Origin of the sequence: Sphingomonas trueperi, assembly GCF_011927635.1 — a bacterium.
Classification (GTDB): Bacteria; Pseudomonadota; Alphaproteobacteria; order Sphingomonadales; family Sphingomonadaceae; genus Sphingomonas; species Sphingomonas trueperi.
This window is the reverse complement of the sequence record NZ_JAATJB010000001.1, coordinates 48,443-63,689: the sequence shown is the minus strand read 5'-3', so window position 1 is coordinate 63,689 and position 15,247 is coordinate 48,443. Positions and strand designations below refer to the sequence as shown.

The window sequence follows — 15,247 nt, the reverse complement described above, 5'->3', positions numbered from 1 at the left end:
ACAGCGTTTCCTCCCCCTGGCGGGGGGAGGATAGGGCAATCCGTCACACCCGCTCGGCCGAACTCACCGCGTCCGCCGCGCGCAGCGCCGCGAGCAGCTTCATCAGATGCGCCGCGTTGCGCACTTCGAGGTCGATCGTGTTGGTGTGGAAGGTCGTGTCGCGGTTATCCAGCCGTAGCCCCAGGATGTTGGCCTTGTGCTGGCCGATCAGAGTCGCGACGGTGCCCAGCGCGCCGGGCTCGTTCTTCAGCGTCACTGCGATCTCGGCGACGCCGCCATCGGCCTTGTCGCCCCAGGTCAGGTCGACCCAATCGGCTTCCTCGACATCGGCGAGGCTCGGGCAATCGATACGGTGGACGATGATCGGCTGGTCGGGCTTGCGCACGCCCAGAATGCGGTCGCCGGGCACCGGGCAGCAATCCTCGGCATAGGTGAAGGCGACGCCGGGGGTGAGGCCCTTGATGTCGATGGCATGGTGCTGCGGCGGCAGCTGGTCGTCCTCGCCGCTGGCCGAGCCCGGCATCACCGCTTCCATCACCTGCCGGTCGGTAAGGCTGCGGCGGGCGATCGCCTCCATCAGCGATTCCGCATCGGCGAGCTTCAGCCGCTTGAGCGCCTCGCCGAGCGCGCCTTCACCGGGGGCGACGGGCAGGCGGGCGACGATGTCCTCGTAGAGCTTGCGGCCCAGCCGGATCGTCTCGTCGCGCTCCTTGTGGCGGAGGTGGCGGCGGATCGCGGCGCGGGCCTTGCCGGTGATCGCGAAGTTGAGCCAGTTGGGCTGCGGCTCCTGCGCCTTGGAACGCAGGATCTGCACCTGGTCGCCCTGCTCGATCTCGGTGCGCAGCGGCACCACCTTGCCGTTGATCTTGGCGCCCACGGCCTGGTCGCCGAGATCGGTGTGGACCGCATAGGCGAAATCGATCGGGGTCGCGCCCTTGGGCAGCTGGATCAGCTCGCCCTTGGGGGTGAAGGCGAAGATGCGATCCTGGTACATCGCCATGCGGGTATGTTCGAGCAGCTCTTCGGGGCTCTCGGCATGTTCGAGGATCTCGATCAGGTCGCGGATCCAGCTGACCTGGGTGTCGGGGCGGACCGCGCTCTGCTTGTAGGCCCAGTGCGCGGCGAGGCCGAATTCGGCCTGGGCGTGCATGTCGCGGGTACGGATCTGCACTTCGACGCGGGTGTCGCCGGCGTGCATGATCGTGGTGTGGAGCGAGCGATAGCCGTTGCGTTTCGGCGTCGAGATGTAATCCTTGAACCGGCCCGGCACCATCGGCCAGCGGCGGTGGATCACCCCCAGCGCGCGGTAACACTCCTCCTCGGTATCGACGATCGCACGGAAGGCCATGATGTCGGACAGCTGCTCGAGGCTGACATGGCGCTCGGACATCTTCTTCCAGATCGAGTAGGGATGCTTCTCGCGCCCTGTCACGTCCGCCTCGATGCCGCCGCGCCCCAGCAGCAGCTTGAGGCCCGACGCGATCTTGAGCACCCGGTCCTCGCCCTCGACGCGGAAACTCTCCAGCCGCCGGGTGATCGATTCATAGGCTTCTGGTTCGAGCTGGCGGAAGGCGAGCGTCTGCATCTCCTTCATGAACTCGTACATGCCGATCCGCTCGGCGAGCGGGGCATAGATGTCCATCGTCTCGCGGGCGATGCGGCGGCGCTTCTCCTCCTTCTTGATGAAGTGGAGCGTACGCATGTTGTGCAGCCGATCGGCGAGCTTGACCAGCAGCACGCGGATGTCGTCGGACATCGCGAGCAGGAACTTGCGGAGGTTTTCCGCCGCGCGCTCGCTTTCGGTCTGCGCCTCGATCTTGGAGAGCTTGGTGACGCCGTCGACCATGCGGGCGACGTTGGGCCCGAACAGCCGCTGGATCTCCTCCGGCGTCGCCACCGTGTCCTCGATCGTGTCGTGGAGGATCGCCGTCGCGATCGTCTCGTCGTCGAGATGCAGGTCAGTGAGGATGCCGGCCACCTCGATCGGGTGGCTGAAATAGGGGTCGCCCGAGGCCCGTTTCTGGGTGCCATGGGCGTTGACCGAAAAGACATAGGCCCGGTTGAGCAATGCCTCATCGGCTTCGGGGTCGTAGGAGAGGACCCGGTCTACAAGTTCATACTGACGCAGCACGCCTTCTAGATGGCGTCACTGGCCCGCTTTTTGCAACCGATTTGAAGCTGCAATCGCGGCTTAGCTGCGAGGCTGTGGCTGAAGGGCTGCGCCGCGCCGGTTTCCCACCCCCCATTTTTGCGATAGGGTGACCCCATGGGTGGAGCCGTTCGAGAGACGCTGCGGGCCATGGCGCGGGAATGCAGCCTGCCAGCCGCGCTGGAGGCGATGGGCGAACGCTGGTCGTTCCTGATCCTGCGCGGCGCGTTCAACGGCCTGCGCCACTTCGAGGAATTCCAGAGCGAACTGGGCATCGCCCGCAACATCCTCGCCAATCGGCTGGCGCGGCTGGTCGAGCACGGCATCCTTGCCCGGCAGCCTTGTGCCGACGATCGCCGCAAGGTGGAGTATCGGCTGACCGACAAGGGGCACGCGCTGCTGCCGACGATGGTGGCGCTGCGCCAATGGGGCGAGCGCTGGGAGACCGGCGTGCCGGCCTCGCCGATCCTCGTCGATGCCCGCGACGGCAAGCCGATCGCGCCGGTGACGGTGCAGGCGCAGGACGGCCGGGTGCTGGGCAAGGGCGACCTGCTCTGGGCGCTTCCCGAGGAGGCGGAAGAAGCCCGCGCGGCGGAGTAAGTCTGCCCCTTGCGCGCCGCCGAAGCGTAAATGCTTCTATAATGCGCCCGTGCATCAGGGAAATTTGCGCATGACGTTCAGCATTTCGACGGTGGGGATCAACGGCGTGCGGGGCGTGGCGGTAATCGCTGCGACCCACGGCAGCACGAGCGGCCCCGTCGACGAGACCGCCGAAACCTTTCTTCGCGAAGCCCGCAAGAGCCCGGCCGAGCGCACCAAGGAAGCCGTGCTCAAGCGCTACAACCTGACGCAGGAACAGTTCGACCAGCTTGCCCCCGAAAAGCAGGCCGCGATCCGGAGGGAAATCGAGGACGAGATGCGCCGCAAGCTGGGCCGGGCCCAGGGCGGCGCCTTCGCCGACGTGGTCGTCTAGGCGCCGATCGCCAGCAGCGCGGCGCGTACCGCCTCCGGGATCGGCTTCGGGCGGCGCGTGTCCAGATCGAGATGGACGCTGACCAGTTCCACCTCGGCGTGGAGGTCGCCGGTCTCCGCATGGCAGAGGTCGGCGCGCATCGTCATGCTGCTGTTGCCCAGCCGCTCGACGCGGACGAACACCTCCACCAGGTCGTCGAAGCGGAACGGGCGCTTATACTCGACCTGCGCGCGGACGACGTTGAACTCCGCCTCCATCCATTCGGGCCCAAGCCTGGCGAGATCCGCCCAGCGCCAGAATTCGGTGAGCCCGACATCGGCATATTCGAGATAGCGCGAGTTGAAGACGATCTTCTGCCCGTCGATCTCGGAATAGCGGACGCGGAAGCGGGTGGAGAAGGGAAAGCCGGGGCGGGACATGGGGGCGCGCTTTGCCCCGATTGGGGCAAGGTTCGCAAGTGCGGGGTGCACATGTGGGCGTGCCGTCTTTGAACAGGATTGTCATCCCGGCGGAAGCCGGGATCCATTTGCCAGAACGCCGGGGATGGAGCCTAGCGGGAGGCCTCAATGGATCCCGGCTTTCGCCGGGATGACGGTTGTGGTGCGCGAGGCCTCGCTTTTGCAGCTGCAGGACTTCACCACGTCATTTTGCTGAGACGGCCATTTGGCCGCCGCCATCACCCCGCGTTCGCCGCCGGCGTGTTGACCCCCATCGACTGGAGATACTTTTTCACGTTGCGCGCCGCCTGGCGGAGGCGCTGTTCGTTCTCCACCATCGCGATGCGGACATAGCCCTCACCATTTTCGCCATAGCCCACGCCCGGCGCCACCGCGACCTTGGCATGGGTGAGCAGTTGCTTAGAGAACTCCAGGCTGCCGAGATGCGCCAGCGCCGGCGGCAGCGGCGCCCAGGCGAACATCGAGGCGCGGGGGGAAGGGATCTCCCAGCCGGCGCGGGCGAAGGCCTCCACCATCACGTCGCGGCGCTTGTGGTAGAGCAGGCGGTTCTTCTCGACGATGTCCTGCGGGCCGTTGAGCGCGGCGCAGGCGGCGGCCTGAATCGGCGTGAAGGCGCCGTAGTCTAGATACGACTTTACCCGCGACATCGCCGCGATCAGCTGCTTGTTCCCCACCGCGAAGCCGATCCGCCAGCCGGCCATCGAATAGGTCTTGCTGAGCGAGGTGAACTCGACCGCGACGTCCTTGGCGCCCTTGACCTGGAGGATCGACGGCGTCGGCTTGCCATCGAAATACAGCTCCGAATAGGCGAGGTCGGAGAGGATCCAAACCTGGTTCTCGCGCGCCCAGGCGACGAGGCGTTCGTAGAAGGCGAGGTCCACCGTCTCCGCCGTCGGGTTCGACGGATAGTTGACGACGAGAATCGACGGGCGCGGCACGGTGAAGTTCATGGCGCGCTCAAGGCTTTCGAAATAGGCGTCGTCGGGCGTGGTCGGCACCGCGCGGATCGTGGCACCCGCGATGATGAAGCCGAAGGTATGGATCGGGTAGCTCGGGTTCGGCGCCAGCACCACGTCGCCCGGCGCGGTGATCGCGGTGGCGAGGCTGGCCAGGCCCTCCTTGGAGCCCATCGTCACCACGACTTCGGTCTCGGGATCGAGTTCCACGCCGAAGCGGCGGCCATAATAGTTCGCCTGGGCGCGGCGCAGGCCTGGAATGCCCTTCGACTGCGAATAGCCATGCGCGTCGGGCTTGCGCGCCACTTCGCAGAGCTTCTCGATCACATGGTCGGGCGGCGGCAGGTCGGGGTTGCCCATGCCGAGATCGATGATGTCCTCTCCGCCCGCGCGTGCCGCCGCCCGCATCGCGTTCACTTCGGCGATGACATAGGGGGGCAAGCGCTTGATGCGGTAGAATTCTTCGGACATTTCCTCGACTTTCAAGGGTTCTGGCATGCGACACAAAATTGTGTCGTGCGGTCATTCTACGCCATAATAACCAAGTCGGGAATGACGCATTGCATTGCCTGCGCTAAGGCGGGGCAAAGGAGAGGATCGAATGCCCGACACGCTCACGCCGACCCTGCCGCGCCTCGAAGACCTGCAGCACTGGACCTGGGTGCTGGGCCGGGCGCAGCAGATGATGTTGGAGCATGGGCTGGACCTGATGGAGCATGTGCCTGCCGCGCCGCCCTTCGGCATGCTGCTCGATCCCACGCCCGCGATGCGCGCCAGCGCCGACTTCTGGGCGGACACGATGCAGTTGTGGCAGCGCTTCCTCGACCCAGCCAACGCCGAGCCCTTCGTCGAATCGCCCGAACAGGCGCGCGACAGGCGCTTCAAGGCGCCGCAATGGCGCGAGGAGCCGATCTTCGATTTCCTCCGCCAGAGCTATTTCGTCATCGCCGATCACCTGCTCAAGAATGTCGAGGCGCTGGAGCATGTCGACGGCCGGCAGAAGGACCAGATCCGCTTCGCCACGCAAGGCTTCATCGACGCGATCAGCCCGACCAACTTCCCCGCGACCAACCCGCAGGTGATCGAGAAGATCGTCGAGACCAAGGGCGAGAGCCTGCTCAAGGGTTTGCAGCACATGCTGCAGGACATGGCCAAGGGACAGATGACGCAGACCGCGGCGGGGGCGTTCGAGCTCGGTCGCAATCTGGCGATGACGCCCGGCAAGGTGATCAAGCGCACCCCGCTCTACGAGCTGATCCAGTATTCGCCGACGACCGACGAAGTCCTGGAGACCCCGCTGATCATCTTCCCGCCCTGGATCAACCGCTTCTACATCCTCGACCTGACGCCGGAGAAAAGCTTCATCCGCTGGGCGGTGGAGCAGGGGATCACCGTGTTCGTCGTTTCGTGGCGCTCGGCCGATGCGAGCATGAAGGACGTGGTGTGGGACGATTATGTCGAGCGCGGCCAGATCGACGCGATCGACACGGTGCGCGACCTGCTCGGGGTCGAGAGCGTCCATACCATCGGCTATTGCGTGGCCGGCACGACGCTGGCGGCAACGCTGGCGGTGCTCGCGGCGCGCGATCAGGCGGCGAAGGTGGCGAGTGCGACCTTCTTCACCGCCCAGGTCGACTTCACCGAAGCGGGCGACCTGCGCGTCTTCATCGACGACGACCAGCTGGCGATGATCCGCAGCCTGAGCGCCGATGGATTCCTCGACGGGCGCTACATGGCGGCGACCTTCAACCTGCTGCGCGGGCGCGACCTGATCTGGAATTACGTCACCAACAACTATCTGATGGGGCAGGAATATGCCCCTTTCGACCTGCTCCACTGGAACTCGGACGTCACGAACCTGCCGGCGAGCTGGCATCTCAGCTACCTCACCGACCTGTACCGCGACAACAAGCTGATCGCGCCAGGCGCGCTGCGCATCGGCGGCACCCCGGTCGACCTTTCGAAGGTCACCACGCCCAGCTACATCCAGGCGGGGCGCGAAGATCATATTGCGCCTGCCAAAAGTGTGTGGAAGTTGACCGAGTATTTTCGTGGGCCGCACAAGTTCGTGCTCGCCGGCTCCGGCCATATCGCAGGTGTAATAAACCCCCCATCTGCTAAAAAATACCAATACTGGACCAATCAAGGTCCTGCCGAGTCGCTGGAATCCTTTCTCGAAAAGGCGACGGAACATGCCGGAAGTTGGTGGCCAGACTGGCTCGATTGGCTCCGTGCGGTGAGCGGTGCCAAAGTTGCGGCAAACGGCGCACGGGTTCCTGGGGGTGGGAACCTTTGTGCAGTTGCGGAAGCCCCCGGCGATTATGTTAAGATGCGGTGAGAAAATGTTGTGAAAATGCGTTGTTCGTAACTTTTTGTGCAGCGCACAATGACGCCTTGCAAATCTGGCGCCATCTCGTTATATGCTGCGGTGCAGCAATAGGCAGGGAAGCTAGTCACATGGCCAGCAAGGGACCCAAGACGACGGCCAAACCCGCCGCCAAAACGGCGGCACGTGGTGCTCCCAAGCCCGCGATTCTGGCCGAAGCTGCCGCGGTGACGCCGCCGCCCGTACCCCCCTTGGCCGAGACGATCGTCCCGGTCGGGGCCCTGGTACCGGCGCCGGTCGAGACCGCTGCACCGCAGGAAGTGAAGACCCACGTTGAAGAGACGATCGCCGCCCCCGCGGAAACGGCCGAGGCCGTCGCCGAACCGGTGATCGAAGCCGTAGAGACCGTCGCGTCGGCGGTCACCACCAGCACCGCGAAGGAAACGACCACCATGGCTACCACCTACGAGAACGCGACCGCGCAGGCCCACAGCGCATTCGCCGACATGAACGAGCGCGCCAAGGCCGCTGTCGAGAAGTCGACCAAGCTGGTCGAAGAGGCCAACGAGTTCGCCAAGGGCAACATCGAGGCGCTGGTCGAATCGGGCCGCATCGCCGCCAAGGGCTTCGAGAGCCTGGGCCAGGAAGCTGCCGACTATAGCCGCCGCTCGTTCGAGAGCGCGACTGCCGCGATGAAGAACCTCGCTTCGGTCAAGTCGCCGACCGACTTCTTCAAGCTGCAGAGCGATTACATGCGCAGCGCGTTCGACTCCTATGTCGCCGAAGCCTCGAAGCACACCGAAGCGATGATCAAGCTGGCCGGCGACGCCGCGCAGCCGATCTCGAACCGCTTCGCGGTTGCGGTCGAGAAGGTGAAGACCACCGCCTGATCGGCGTTGTCGGCCCGGATTGGAACGATTTGGGGGCGGTCGCTGCGGCGATCGCCCCTTTTTCGTGGCGACAAAATGCCGATGAAGCCTCTCCATGCCTTGCCCTTGGGGGCGCTGCGACATATTTTGCCATGCCTATGGTCGAGCTTCGTACAACACAGATTCGGATGGCCGAGGACGGCGACCAGGACGATCGCGGTAACGACAACGCGGTCGGCATCGCCACCCGCACCCGCACCCGTACCAAGAAGCCGACCCCGTACCGGGTGTTGATGCTCAACGACGACTATACCCCGATGGAGTTCGTCGTGCTGGTGCTGCAGCGCTTCTTCCGGATGAACATCGAGGAAGCGACCCAGGTGATGCTCCACGTCCACCAGCGCGGCGTGGGCGTGTGCGGGGTGTTCAGCTACGAAGTCGCCGAGACCAAGGTCTCGCAGGTGATCGACTTCGCCCGGCAGAACCAGCACCCGCTGCAGTGCACGTTGGAGAAGGCGTAGGCGTTCCGGCCGCGTCATCGTGATCGGCGGTGTACTAGCTCCAAATGCACAACATCCGTCATCCCCGCGAAGGCGGGGATCCATCGGCGCTGACTCTTCGGTTCTTTCCCCAGCGTCCTGGCAAATGGATTCCCGCCTTCGCGGGAATGACGATGGAGGGGCAAGCAAGGCGTAGCACCCCGCACGCCGTATCACCGCGCCGGCGGCAGCCAGCGCAGGTCGAGCCCTTCGTAGCGATTGACGTAGTTCGCAGCCCCCGCCAGCGCGCCCCTATCGAGCAAGGTCACCCGGCCGCCTTCGCGCGCGATCATGCCTTCTTCCTCGAGCTGGCGGAGCATGCGGTTGACGTGCACCGCGGTGAGCCCCGTCGCATCGCCGATCTCCTCCTGGGTCAGCCCGAGTGGGAACGCGCGGTCGATCGACTTGTCGGTCGCGCGCAGCCGGTTGCGCAGGTCGAGCAGCAGCGCCGCGACGCGGGCCTTGGCGCTGGTCCGCCCCAGTGCGGCGAGCCGATCGGTCAGCGCCACCCGCTCGATCTGGCTGTAGACGAGGATCATCGCCGAAAGCCTGGGATGTTCCTGCATGATTGCGGACAAGGTCGCGCGGTCGAACGGGCAGACCACCGTGTCCGAAAGGGCACACAGCGTCTCCGGCGCCTCGTGATAAATCGCCGAGGAGATGCCGAGCATGTCGCCCGGGAACAGGAATCGGAGGATCTGCCGGCTGCCGTCGTCGAGCAGCACATAGCTCATCATCAGGCCCTTGCGGAGTATGAACAACTCCCCGCAAGGCTCGTTCTCACGCTGTAAAATTGCTCCGCGGCGCACATGGCGCTGGCGCAACTCGAGCGCATCCAGCGCCTCGCGCTCCTTCGGCGTGAGGTGGATGAACTCGCTCAAAACATCGGCAAAACAACTGGATGACACGCTCTGCACTTTCCCCCGGTTCGCCCTGCAAAGCAGCGCAATGGAATCAGCGCATTAAAATCGATCAAGCCGACCCGGCAGCCCGCCGCTTGCGCCGACGCGCAGAGCGGCTAGAAGCTCGCCATGGACCGTATCCTCATCCGTGGCGGCAACCGACTTGCCGGCAAGATCGCGATTTCCGGGGCGAAGAACGCCGCCCTTACTCTGATGCCGTGTGCGCTGCTCACTGACGAGCCGCTCACGCTGCGCAACCTGCCACGCTTGGCAGATGTCGACAGCTTCGGACATCTACTGAATGAACTCGGCGCGTCCACCTCGGTAGAGGGCACGCGCCCGAACGAATTCGGAAGGGTGCTCTCTGTGCGCGCCAGCCGGTTGACCTCGACGGTCGCGCCCTATGACATCGTGCGCAAGATGCGCGCCTCGATCCTGGTACTGGGCCCGTTGCTCGCCCGCGAGGGCGAGGCGACGGTGTCGCTGCCCGGCGGCTGCGCGATCGGCAACCGCCCGATCGACCTCCACCTCAAGGCGCTCGAGGCGATGGGTGCCGAGATCGAGATCAGCGCCGGCTATGTGAAGGCGACGGCGCCCGGCGGCCGCATTGCGGGCGGGCGCTTCCGCTTCCCGGTCGTCTCGGTCGGCGCGACCGAGAATGCGCTGATGGCGGCGGCCACCGCGCGCGGCACCACGGTCCTCGAAAACGCGGCGCGCGAGCCGGAAATCGTCGATCTGTGCAACCTGCTCGTCGCGATGGGCGCGGTGATCCGCGGCATCGGCACCGAGACGCTGGAGGTCGACGGTCGTGATCGGCTGCACGGCGCCACCTATGCAGTGATGCCCGATCGCATCGAGGCGGGCAGCTATGCCTGCGCGGCGGCGATCACCGGCGGCGACGTCGAGCTGGTCGGTGCCTCGGCGGAGGACATGCGGGCGACGCTGGATGCGCTGGCCGAGGCCGGCATCACGGTCGAGGAAACCGGGAACGGCGTCCGGATCGCCGCCGAGAACGGCATTCATCCGCTGACGCTCAACACCGCGCCCTTCCCGGGCTTCGCCACCGACATGCAGGCGCAGTTCATGGCGATGCTGTGCAAGGCGGACGGAGCGAGCACGCTCACCGAGACGATCTTCGAGAATCGCTACATGCACGTGCCCGAGCTGGCCCGGATGGGCGCGGACATCGAGGTGCATGGCCGCACCGCGATCGTGCGCGGGGTAAAGAAGCTCACTGGCGCTCCGGTGATGGCGACCGACCTGCGCGCCTCGATGAGCCTGATCCTCGCCGGCCTCGCGGCCGAAGGCGAGACGCAGGTCAACCGGGTGTATCACCTCGACCGCGGATACGAGCGGCTGGAGGAAAAGCTGCAGGCGGTGGGTGCGGACATCGAGCGCGTCGGGGACGGTTGAGCGTCATATCCCTTCTCCCTCCCGCCGACGAAGGCGGTGGGAGGGCGCAGGGCAGTGCTGCTGGAGCGGGCCACGAGCGCGATCGTTCCTGCCCGCAGAATGCGCCAACGGTCGATACCGCTGGACATCAAGGGCCACGTAACTTTGTGCTCCGCCCAGAAAACCGGCACTGCCTCCGTCGTTCGGGCGCTGCCGTGTAGAACCTGGCCCATGGCTCCTCCCGCTCTGCATGCTGGTCAATCGTACCACCACATTGTGGGATCAAACAGCTAGCGCGCGCCAACGGTAAGGCGTGGGACAAGGAAACATGGGAGAGGCAGATTGCGGAGGCGGTTATCGCTGCCGAGCTGCCATCCGGGACGACGGCCTATACACTCCGCCACAGTACCATTACCGACCTGGTGAATGGCGGCCTGCCATTGCTGGCCGTGGCGCAGATCAGCGACACGAGCGCATACGCCGATCCGGCACGGATGCGGTGACGGAGGCTCACGCCGAAATGGGCTATCTACGAGTCTGAGGCTGCCCAGCGAGGCAGCACCATGCCAGATCTGAGCCTAACCGTCGCCGCACTTCAATATGGCTTTGCCATTGACGTCAAAAGCAAGACGGGGTTCTATACCGTCGGGTAGTTGGATATCTGCGACGATGTATGTTGTGAGCCGGTGACCATTTGACGGAAGATGGCCTCAGCTTCGAGCAGGTGATTCGAACATATTCGGGGCTGCTCTCGCGCATTGCGTTGGCTTATGAATTAGATCCCAGTCAGCGCGAAGACTTGAAGCAGGAGATGATCTTGGCCATCTGGCGAGCCCTGCCATCCTTTCGGGGCCAGTCCTCCGTAAAGACCTATGTTGCTAGCATCGCCCAAAAACGTGCGGTCACGCATGTCTCGCGTCAACGGCGCCTCCCGGCGACTGAGGAGTTGGGCGAAGAGGTCCCCGCGGGCGGCCCGCAACCCGACGAGGCGGCGATCGCGTCGGACCGCAGGTCACGCCTGCTGGCGGCGGTGCGAATGCTCAGTGCAGCCCAACGTGAAACGGCGACGCTGATGCTGGAGGGATTCTCGTTCGCCGAAATCGCCGACACCCTCGGCATCACGACCAACGCAGCCATGCTTCGCTGCCAGCGCGCCAAGGCGTCGCTGATCGAGCAGATGGGGAGCACCCATGCAGGCTGACTTCGACGACCTTGCGCAGCTGTGGCAGCAGGAAGATTCGCATTCCACCGGTGTGGTGATGGCCCTGTCGCAGCGTGCGGTTCGCCGGGCGCGCTGGATCGAGCGGGCGGAAATGCTCGTCGCCACCCTGCTGATCGCGGCCGTCTCGTTCGCTGCCTGGCGGAAATTCTCGCTGGGGATGCTGATCGTCGCGGCGGCGATCATCGCGTTCGTGTTGTGGTCGACCTACACCCATTATCGTCTGCGGCGGGTCGAGTGGGGTGCGGACCAGCGCGAACGCCAGCAATTCGTCGAAGGGCAGATCGTTCGCCACCGTGCGCGCATTCGCCGCACCATCTTCGACCTAATCTTGTTCGGGCCACTGAGCTTATTCGGCATGGTGTTTTCCTCGCTGCGGCAGAGTGAAAACGGGGAGCCCTTCGGTCATTTTGTCGACCATCTGTGGACCTGGCCCACGCTGCTGGGGCTGGGCGCGATGTTCGTCACGGTCGCCTATCTGATCGTGCGACTTAACCGGCAGCGTCATATCGTGCGGAGATTGACCAGCTCGCTTGCCGAGTATCGGCAGGAGGCCGCCCTGGATCGATTCACGCTGGGCCAGTAATCGCGAGAATCGGCCGCAAATTTTTTTTCAGAAGTTGCGACAGGTTTTCCGCTGCGCGAAGACTATACTCCTGACAACTGAAATGGTTGTCCCGTCGGTTCGGTCGGGATTGTTCGCCGTCGCGCCTTCATGGCGCGTGACGGGCAGCGAACCTGTACGCATCACGGATATGGGGAAGGATCGCCGCATCGCCGGCACATTTGGGGGAGCTGTCATGAACAAGATCGATCACAGCAAATTGTCGCTGAAGACGCGGGTCGGCTTCTGCGGAAATGTCGTTCGGGAGGAAGTCGGCGGGGTCGCATGTCTCGCCGTGTTCCTGGGGGTCGTCGTAGCCAACTGATCGCTTCCGTCGTGCCCCCGCCACGGCGGCATGACGACATCGCCACATCGTCGCACCACCACTATCGCCGCGGCCGGAGAGGGCGCGGCGGCAGGAGAATTGCGCCATCCGCGCAGGAGGACCCATGATTCCTCGCCCAGACCTTCAAGCGTATCTGGCCGGAACGCAGTCCCGGACGGACCATCCCGCATTGCATTGGCGCGTACAGCCGGCGCTGGCTGGCTTGCACGATGCACTGGATGGGCTGACCGAGCGGAGCGGGACAGCCGTACGCGCGCTGGTTGAAAACCTCTTCGCGGAAACCGGCTGGCTGACATGCTGGATCGAGCGGATGGCGCAGACCGCCGCCGCCGACCCCTTCTTCGATCTGCCGCTGGTGGCGAACGGCAATAAGCACCAGCGCGGGCTGGTTCTCTTTAGCCATGACTGCGTCACGCTGACGCTCAACGTGCTCTCCATCGACGCACTCGCCGCGAAGAAGACGCACCGACGCGGCCCCGGGGCAATTATTTTCACCGGGGGCCTTACCCTGCAGAAATTTCTGAAGGGCGGCGGCGCGCTGCTTCAGCTCTGGTCGGCGGCGGCGCCGGATGCCCTGTTCAGCCTGGCGGACGGCCATTGTTGCGCGCCTGCCGGCTACCGCGCGATCAAGGACGGGGAGATCCTGACGACCGATGGCCGAACACAAAGCTATGTGATCAGCCACGCAGTGTCCGACATCGTCGTGCTGCAAGCCGATATCCGCGTCGACCGGGCCCCGTTGCTCGTCGAATACGACGCGCAGAGCCTGTTGGCGGTAGGGGCGAGCAGCACCAACGACGGCGCGTCGCGCAGCCAGATGCTGCTGTCGTTCCTCTCCATGCTCGGCCGGGCCGGCGATGCCGATGTTCTCGAGCGCTATACCCATGACGACGCCTTCTATCTTCGCTGGCACGCGACCCGCGAATTGCTGGGCGTGGACGCCGGGCGCGCGATGGAGCGATTGCGCGCGATGGAACGCGGCGACCCGCATCCGGAAATACGCGATGTGGCCCGCTGCGCGATCTCGATGTTGGCCGGCCAGGCAGCGGGAGCAACACCATGCCACGCGTGATCGCGGCGAACGATCCCAAGGCGATCGGGCTCGGCGATCTTGTCGACATCGTGGAGACCGGACGATTCGACGCACGCGACGAAGCCTGCTTCGCGTCGTTCGGCCCGGCGCTCGGCGACCTAGCGGCCAATCGCGACTTTCTGGCGGACATCATCGTCGCCGAGCTGAAAGACCGCTGCCGCAGCCAGAGCGTGCGCAACGCCTATGGCCCGCAGGTCGTGATGCTCCATGCCGGCAGGAATTTCATCGTGCGCGCCAATTTCTGGCCCGCCGAGACGGACCCGGTCCTGCAGGAAAACGGTCCCGAGGCCTTCTTCTACCACAGGCCGCACGACCATAATTTCTCTTTCCTGACGGTAGGATACACCGGACCGGGCTATTGGAGCGACTATTACGAGTTCGACTATGACGCCTGCGTCGGTGCGGTGGGGGATGCGGTCGACCTGCGTTTTGTCGAGCGGTCTCGCCTGTCGCGGGGCAAGGTGCTGCTGTACCGGGCGCATCGCGACATTCATGCCCAATTGCCCGCCGATGCGCTCTCGGTGTCGCTCAACATCATGGAGCGTGCGCCGCATATCGGCTACCGCGACCAATATGGCTTTGACGTTTCGAACGGCGTCATCTCCGAGAATCTGACGGAAACCGCGATCGAGCCGCTGCTGGCGATCTGCAGCCAGATCGGTGGGGAGAACGCCCGGGATCTGGTGGAGACCTACGCCGCCTATCATCCTAGCGAACGGATCCAGTTCGCCGCGCTGACCGCGCTCGCCTCGACCTGCCCGTCGATCGACGCACGGATCGAGGTCTTTGCGCAAGCTGCCCGCCGATCGGCGCCGTTTGTCGCGCGCATGGCGGCCCGGCAGTGCGCCGCCATCAATGCCGGCCGGCACTGGATCACGCGAACCGCACATTAGGAGGGCGTCCCCATGCACATCGACCCGTCGCTACCCACCAATGTCTCGATGAGCGTATCGGCCCCACAGGGTGGCCTCGACGCAGCCGCGCGGGCGGATTTGTGCCGGCGAGTCGCGGCGGACATCGTCCGGTCCCGAACGCTTCGGCATCGGATCCTTACAGGTATCCGGCTGGCCGAGCCGAACTGGGACATCCTGCTCGACCTCTATCTTTCGGAACGCAAGGGCCTGCGCGTGTCGATCTGCGATGTCGCGTTCATCGCCGGCGTGTCCCGCAGCACGGGTGCCCGCTGCGTCGCCAATCTGATTGCGTCCGGCGTGCTGGAAGGCGTTGCGGACGCGCAGGACGGCCGACGTACCTGGATATCGCTCAGCCAGCACATGAAGGCGGCTCTTGAAGAATATTTTCTCCGGATATCGGGGGTAAATTTCGCGGATTCGGAAGAACTATCCGAAATGCATGCATCTATACTTTCTCACTTTGGGAATAACTGTCTTAGCTGATAATTGACCTCAAATGAAGAGTGT

The 15,247-nt window shown here is 64.7% G+C and carries 16 protein-coding genes; 12 read left to right on the top strand and 4 right to left on the bottom strand.

What is annotated here, in order from left to right:
* Nucleotides 1–43: 43 nt before the first annotated feature.
* The gene (locus tag GGR89_RS00325; protein ID WP_125974623.1) at nucleotides 44–2,131 is read right to left on the bottom strand and encodes a RelA/SpoT family protein; all 2,088 of its coding nucleotides are present in this window, start codon (nucleotides 2,129–2,131) and stop codon (nucleotides 44–46) included.
* Between the two features lie 135 nt (nucleotides 2,132–2,266).
* Here GGR89_RS00325 and GGR89_RS00320 point away from each other — a divergent pair, with 135 nt between their 5' ends.
* On the top strand, nucleotides 2,267–2,749 hold the full coding sequence (locus tag GGR89_RS00320) for a winged helix-turn-helix transcriptional regulator (RefSeq protein ID WP_125974621.1): 483 nt from the start codon (nucleotides 2,267–2,269) through the stop codon (nucleotides 2,747–2,749).
* Nucleotides 2,750–2,819: 70 nt separating this feature from the next.
* Complete coding sequence (locus GGR89_RS00315) at nucleotides 2,820–3,122, top strand: hypothetical protein (protein WP_125974619.1); 303 nt, start codon at nucleotides 2,820–2,822, stop codon at nucleotides 3,120–3,122.
* Here GGR89_RS00315 and GGR89_RS00310 read toward each other — a convergent pair.
* Both GGR89_RS00310 and GGR89_RS00305 read right to left on the bottom strand, forming a co-directional pair.
* A complete protein-coding gene (locus GGR89_RS00310) occupies nucleotides 3,119–3,541 on the bottom strand; it encodes an acyl-CoA thioesterase (protein WP_125974617.1) in 423 nt (140 codons plus the stop codon). The genes GGR89_RS00315 and GGR89_RS00310 overlap by 4 nt on opposite strands.
* 257 nt (nucleotides 3,542–3,798) lie before the next feature.
* Entirely contained in the window at nucleotides 3,799–5,007 is a 1,209-nt protein-coding gene (locus tag GGR89_RS00305; protein ID WP_125974722.1) for an LL-diaminopimelate aminotransferase, read from the bottom strand.
* Nucleotides 5,008–5,137: 130 nt separating this feature from the next.
* Between GGR89_RS00305 and GGR89_RS00300 the strand changes: the two genes are divergently transcribed.
* From GGR89_RS00300 to clpS, 3 genes are all read left to right on the top strand, one after another.
* The gene (locus tag GGR89_RS00300) at nucleotides 5,138–6,874 is read left to right on the top strand and encodes a PHA/PHB synthase family protein (protein WP_125974615.1); all 1,737 of its coding nucleotides are present in this window, start codon (nucleotides 5,138–5,140) and stop codon (nucleotides 6,872–6,874) included.
* 119 nt (nucleotides 6,875–6,993) lie between these two features.
* A complete protein-coding gene (locus GGR89_RS00295; protein ID WP_125974613.1) occupies nucleotides 6,994–7,752 on the top strand; it encodes a phasin family protein in 759 nt (252 codons plus the stop codon).
* Nucleotides 7,753–7,919: 167 nt separating this feature from the next.
* The gene (clpS, locus tag GGR89_RS00290; protein ID WP_064310916.1) at nucleotides 7,920–8,252 is read left to right on the top strand and encodes an ATP-dependent Clp protease adapter ClpS; all 333 of its coding nucleotides are present in this window, start codon (nucleotides 7,920–7,922) and stop codon (nucleotides 8,250–8,252) included.
* A 191-nt stretch (nucleotides 8,253–8,443) separates the two neighbouring features.
* On the opposite strand, the gene GGR89_RS00285 is transcribed toward clpS, so the two are convergent.
* On the bottom strand, nucleotides 8,444–9,151 hold the full coding sequence (locus GGR89_RS00285; RefSeq protein ID WP_125974611.1) for a Crp/Fnr family transcriptional regulator: 708 nt from the start codon (nucleotides 9,149–9,151) through the stop codon (nucleotides 8,444–8,446).
* Between the two features lie 150 nt (nucleotides 9,152–9,301).
* Here GGR89_RS00285 and murA point away from each other — a divergent pair, with 150 nt between their 5' ends.
* The 7 genes from murA (at nucleotide 9,302) to GGR89_RS00250 (ending at nucleotide 15,223) form a co-directional block, all read left to right on the top strand.
* Complete coding sequence (murA, locus tag GGR89_RS00280; RefSeq protein ID WP_125974609.1) at nucleotides 9,302–10,585, top strand: UDP-N-acetylglucosamine 1-carboxyvinyltransferase; 1,284 nt, start codon at nucleotides 9,302–9,304, stop codon at nucleotides 10,583–10,585.
* A 673-nt stretch (nucleotides 10,586–11,258) separates the two neighbouring features.
* Nucleotides 11,259–11,765, top strand: a complete 507-nt coding sequence (locus GGR89_RS00270) for an RNA polymerase sigma factor (protein WP_125974607.1) — start codon at nucleotides 11,259–11,261, stop codon at nucleotides 11,763–11,765.
* A complete protein-coding gene (locus GGR89_RS00265; protein ID WP_125974605.1) occupies nucleotides 11,755–12,369 on the top strand; it encodes a hypothetical protein in 615 nt (204 codons plus the stop codon). Before GGR89_RS00270 ends, GGR89_RS00265 begins: the two co-directional genes overlap by 11 nt.
* Before the next feature lie 214 nt (nucleotides 12,370–12,583).
* The gene (locus tag GGR89_RS22545) at nucleotides 12,584–12,712 is read left to right on the top strand and encodes a hypothetical protein (protein WP_277600101.1); all 129 of its coding nucleotides are present in this window, start codon (nucleotides 12,584–12,586) and stop codon (nucleotides 12,710–12,712) included.
* Between the two features lie 223 nt (nucleotides 12,713–12,935).
* Nucleotides 12,936–13,805, top strand: coding sequence for a hypothetical protein (locus GGR89_RS00260; protein ID WP_125974603.1), 870 nt, complete (start codon nucleotides 12,936–12,938; stop codon nucleotides 13,803–13,805).
* Nucleotides 13,793–14,719 (top strand): transposase, encoded by a 927-nt coding sequence (locus tag GGR89_RS00255; RefSeq protein WP_125974601.1) that lies wholly within the window; start codon nucleotides 13,793–13,795, stop codon nucleotides 14,717–14,719. The genes GGR89_RS00260 and GGR89_RS00255 overlap by 13 nt, the downstream gene beginning before the upstream one ends.
* A gap of 12 nt (nucleotides 14,720–14,731) precedes the next feature.
* On the top strand, nucleotides 14,732–15,223 hold the full coding sequence (locus GGR89_RS00250; RefSeq protein ID WP_125974599.1) for a MarR family transcriptional regulator: 492 nt from the start codon (nucleotides 14,732–14,734) through the stop codon (nucleotides 15,221–15,223).
* Nucleotides 15,224–15,247: the final 24 nt, after the last annotated feature.

Coding starts and splice junctions, on each gene's coding strand:
- GGR89_RS00320 (WP_125974621.1), top strand. CDS start 2,267: ATGGGTGGAGCCGTTCGAGAGACGCTGCGGGCCATGGCGCGGGAATGC.
- GGR89_RS00315 (WP_125974619.1), top strand. CDS start 2,820: ATGACGTTCAGCATTTCGACGGTGGGGATCAACGGCGTGCGGGGCGTG.
- GGR89_RS00310 (WP_125974617.1), bottom strand. CDS start 3,541: ATGTCCCGCCCCGGCTTTCCCTTCTCCACCCGCTTCCGCGTCCGCTAT.
- GGR89_RS00305 (WP_125974722.1), bottom strand. CDS start 5,007: ATGTCCGAAGAATTCTACCGCATCAAGCGCTTGCCCCCCTATGTCATC.
- GGR89_RS00300 (WP_125974615.1), top strand. CDS start 5,138: ATGCCCGACACGCTCACGCCGACCCTGCCGCGCCTCGAAGACCTGCAG.
- GGR89_RS00295 (WP_125974613.1), top strand. CDS start 6,994: ATGGCCAGCAAGGGACCCAAGACGACGGCCAAACCCGCCGCCAAAACG.
- clpS (WP_064310916.1), top strand. CDS start 7,920: ATGGCCGAGGACGGCGACCAGGACGATCGCGGTAACGACAACGCGGTC.
- murA (WP_125974609.1), top strand. CDS start 9,302: ATGGACCGTATCCTCATCCGTGGCGGCAACCGACTTGCCGGCAAGATC.
- GGR89_RS00265 (WP_125974605.1), top strand. CDS start 11,755: ATGCAGGCTGACTTCGACGACCTTGCGCAGCTGTGGCAGCAGGAAGAT.
- GGR89_RS22545 (WP_277600101.1), top strand. CDS start 12,584: ATGAACAAGATCGATCACAGCAAATTGTCGCTGAAGACGCGGGTCGGC.
- GGR89_RS00255 (WP_125974601.1), top strand. CDS start 13,793: ATGCCACGCGTGATCGCGGCGAACGATCCCAAGGCGATCGGGCTCGGC.
- GGR89_RS00250 (WP_125974599.1), top strand. CDS start 14,732: ATGCACATCGACCCGTCGCTACCCACCAATGTCTCGATGAGCGTATCG.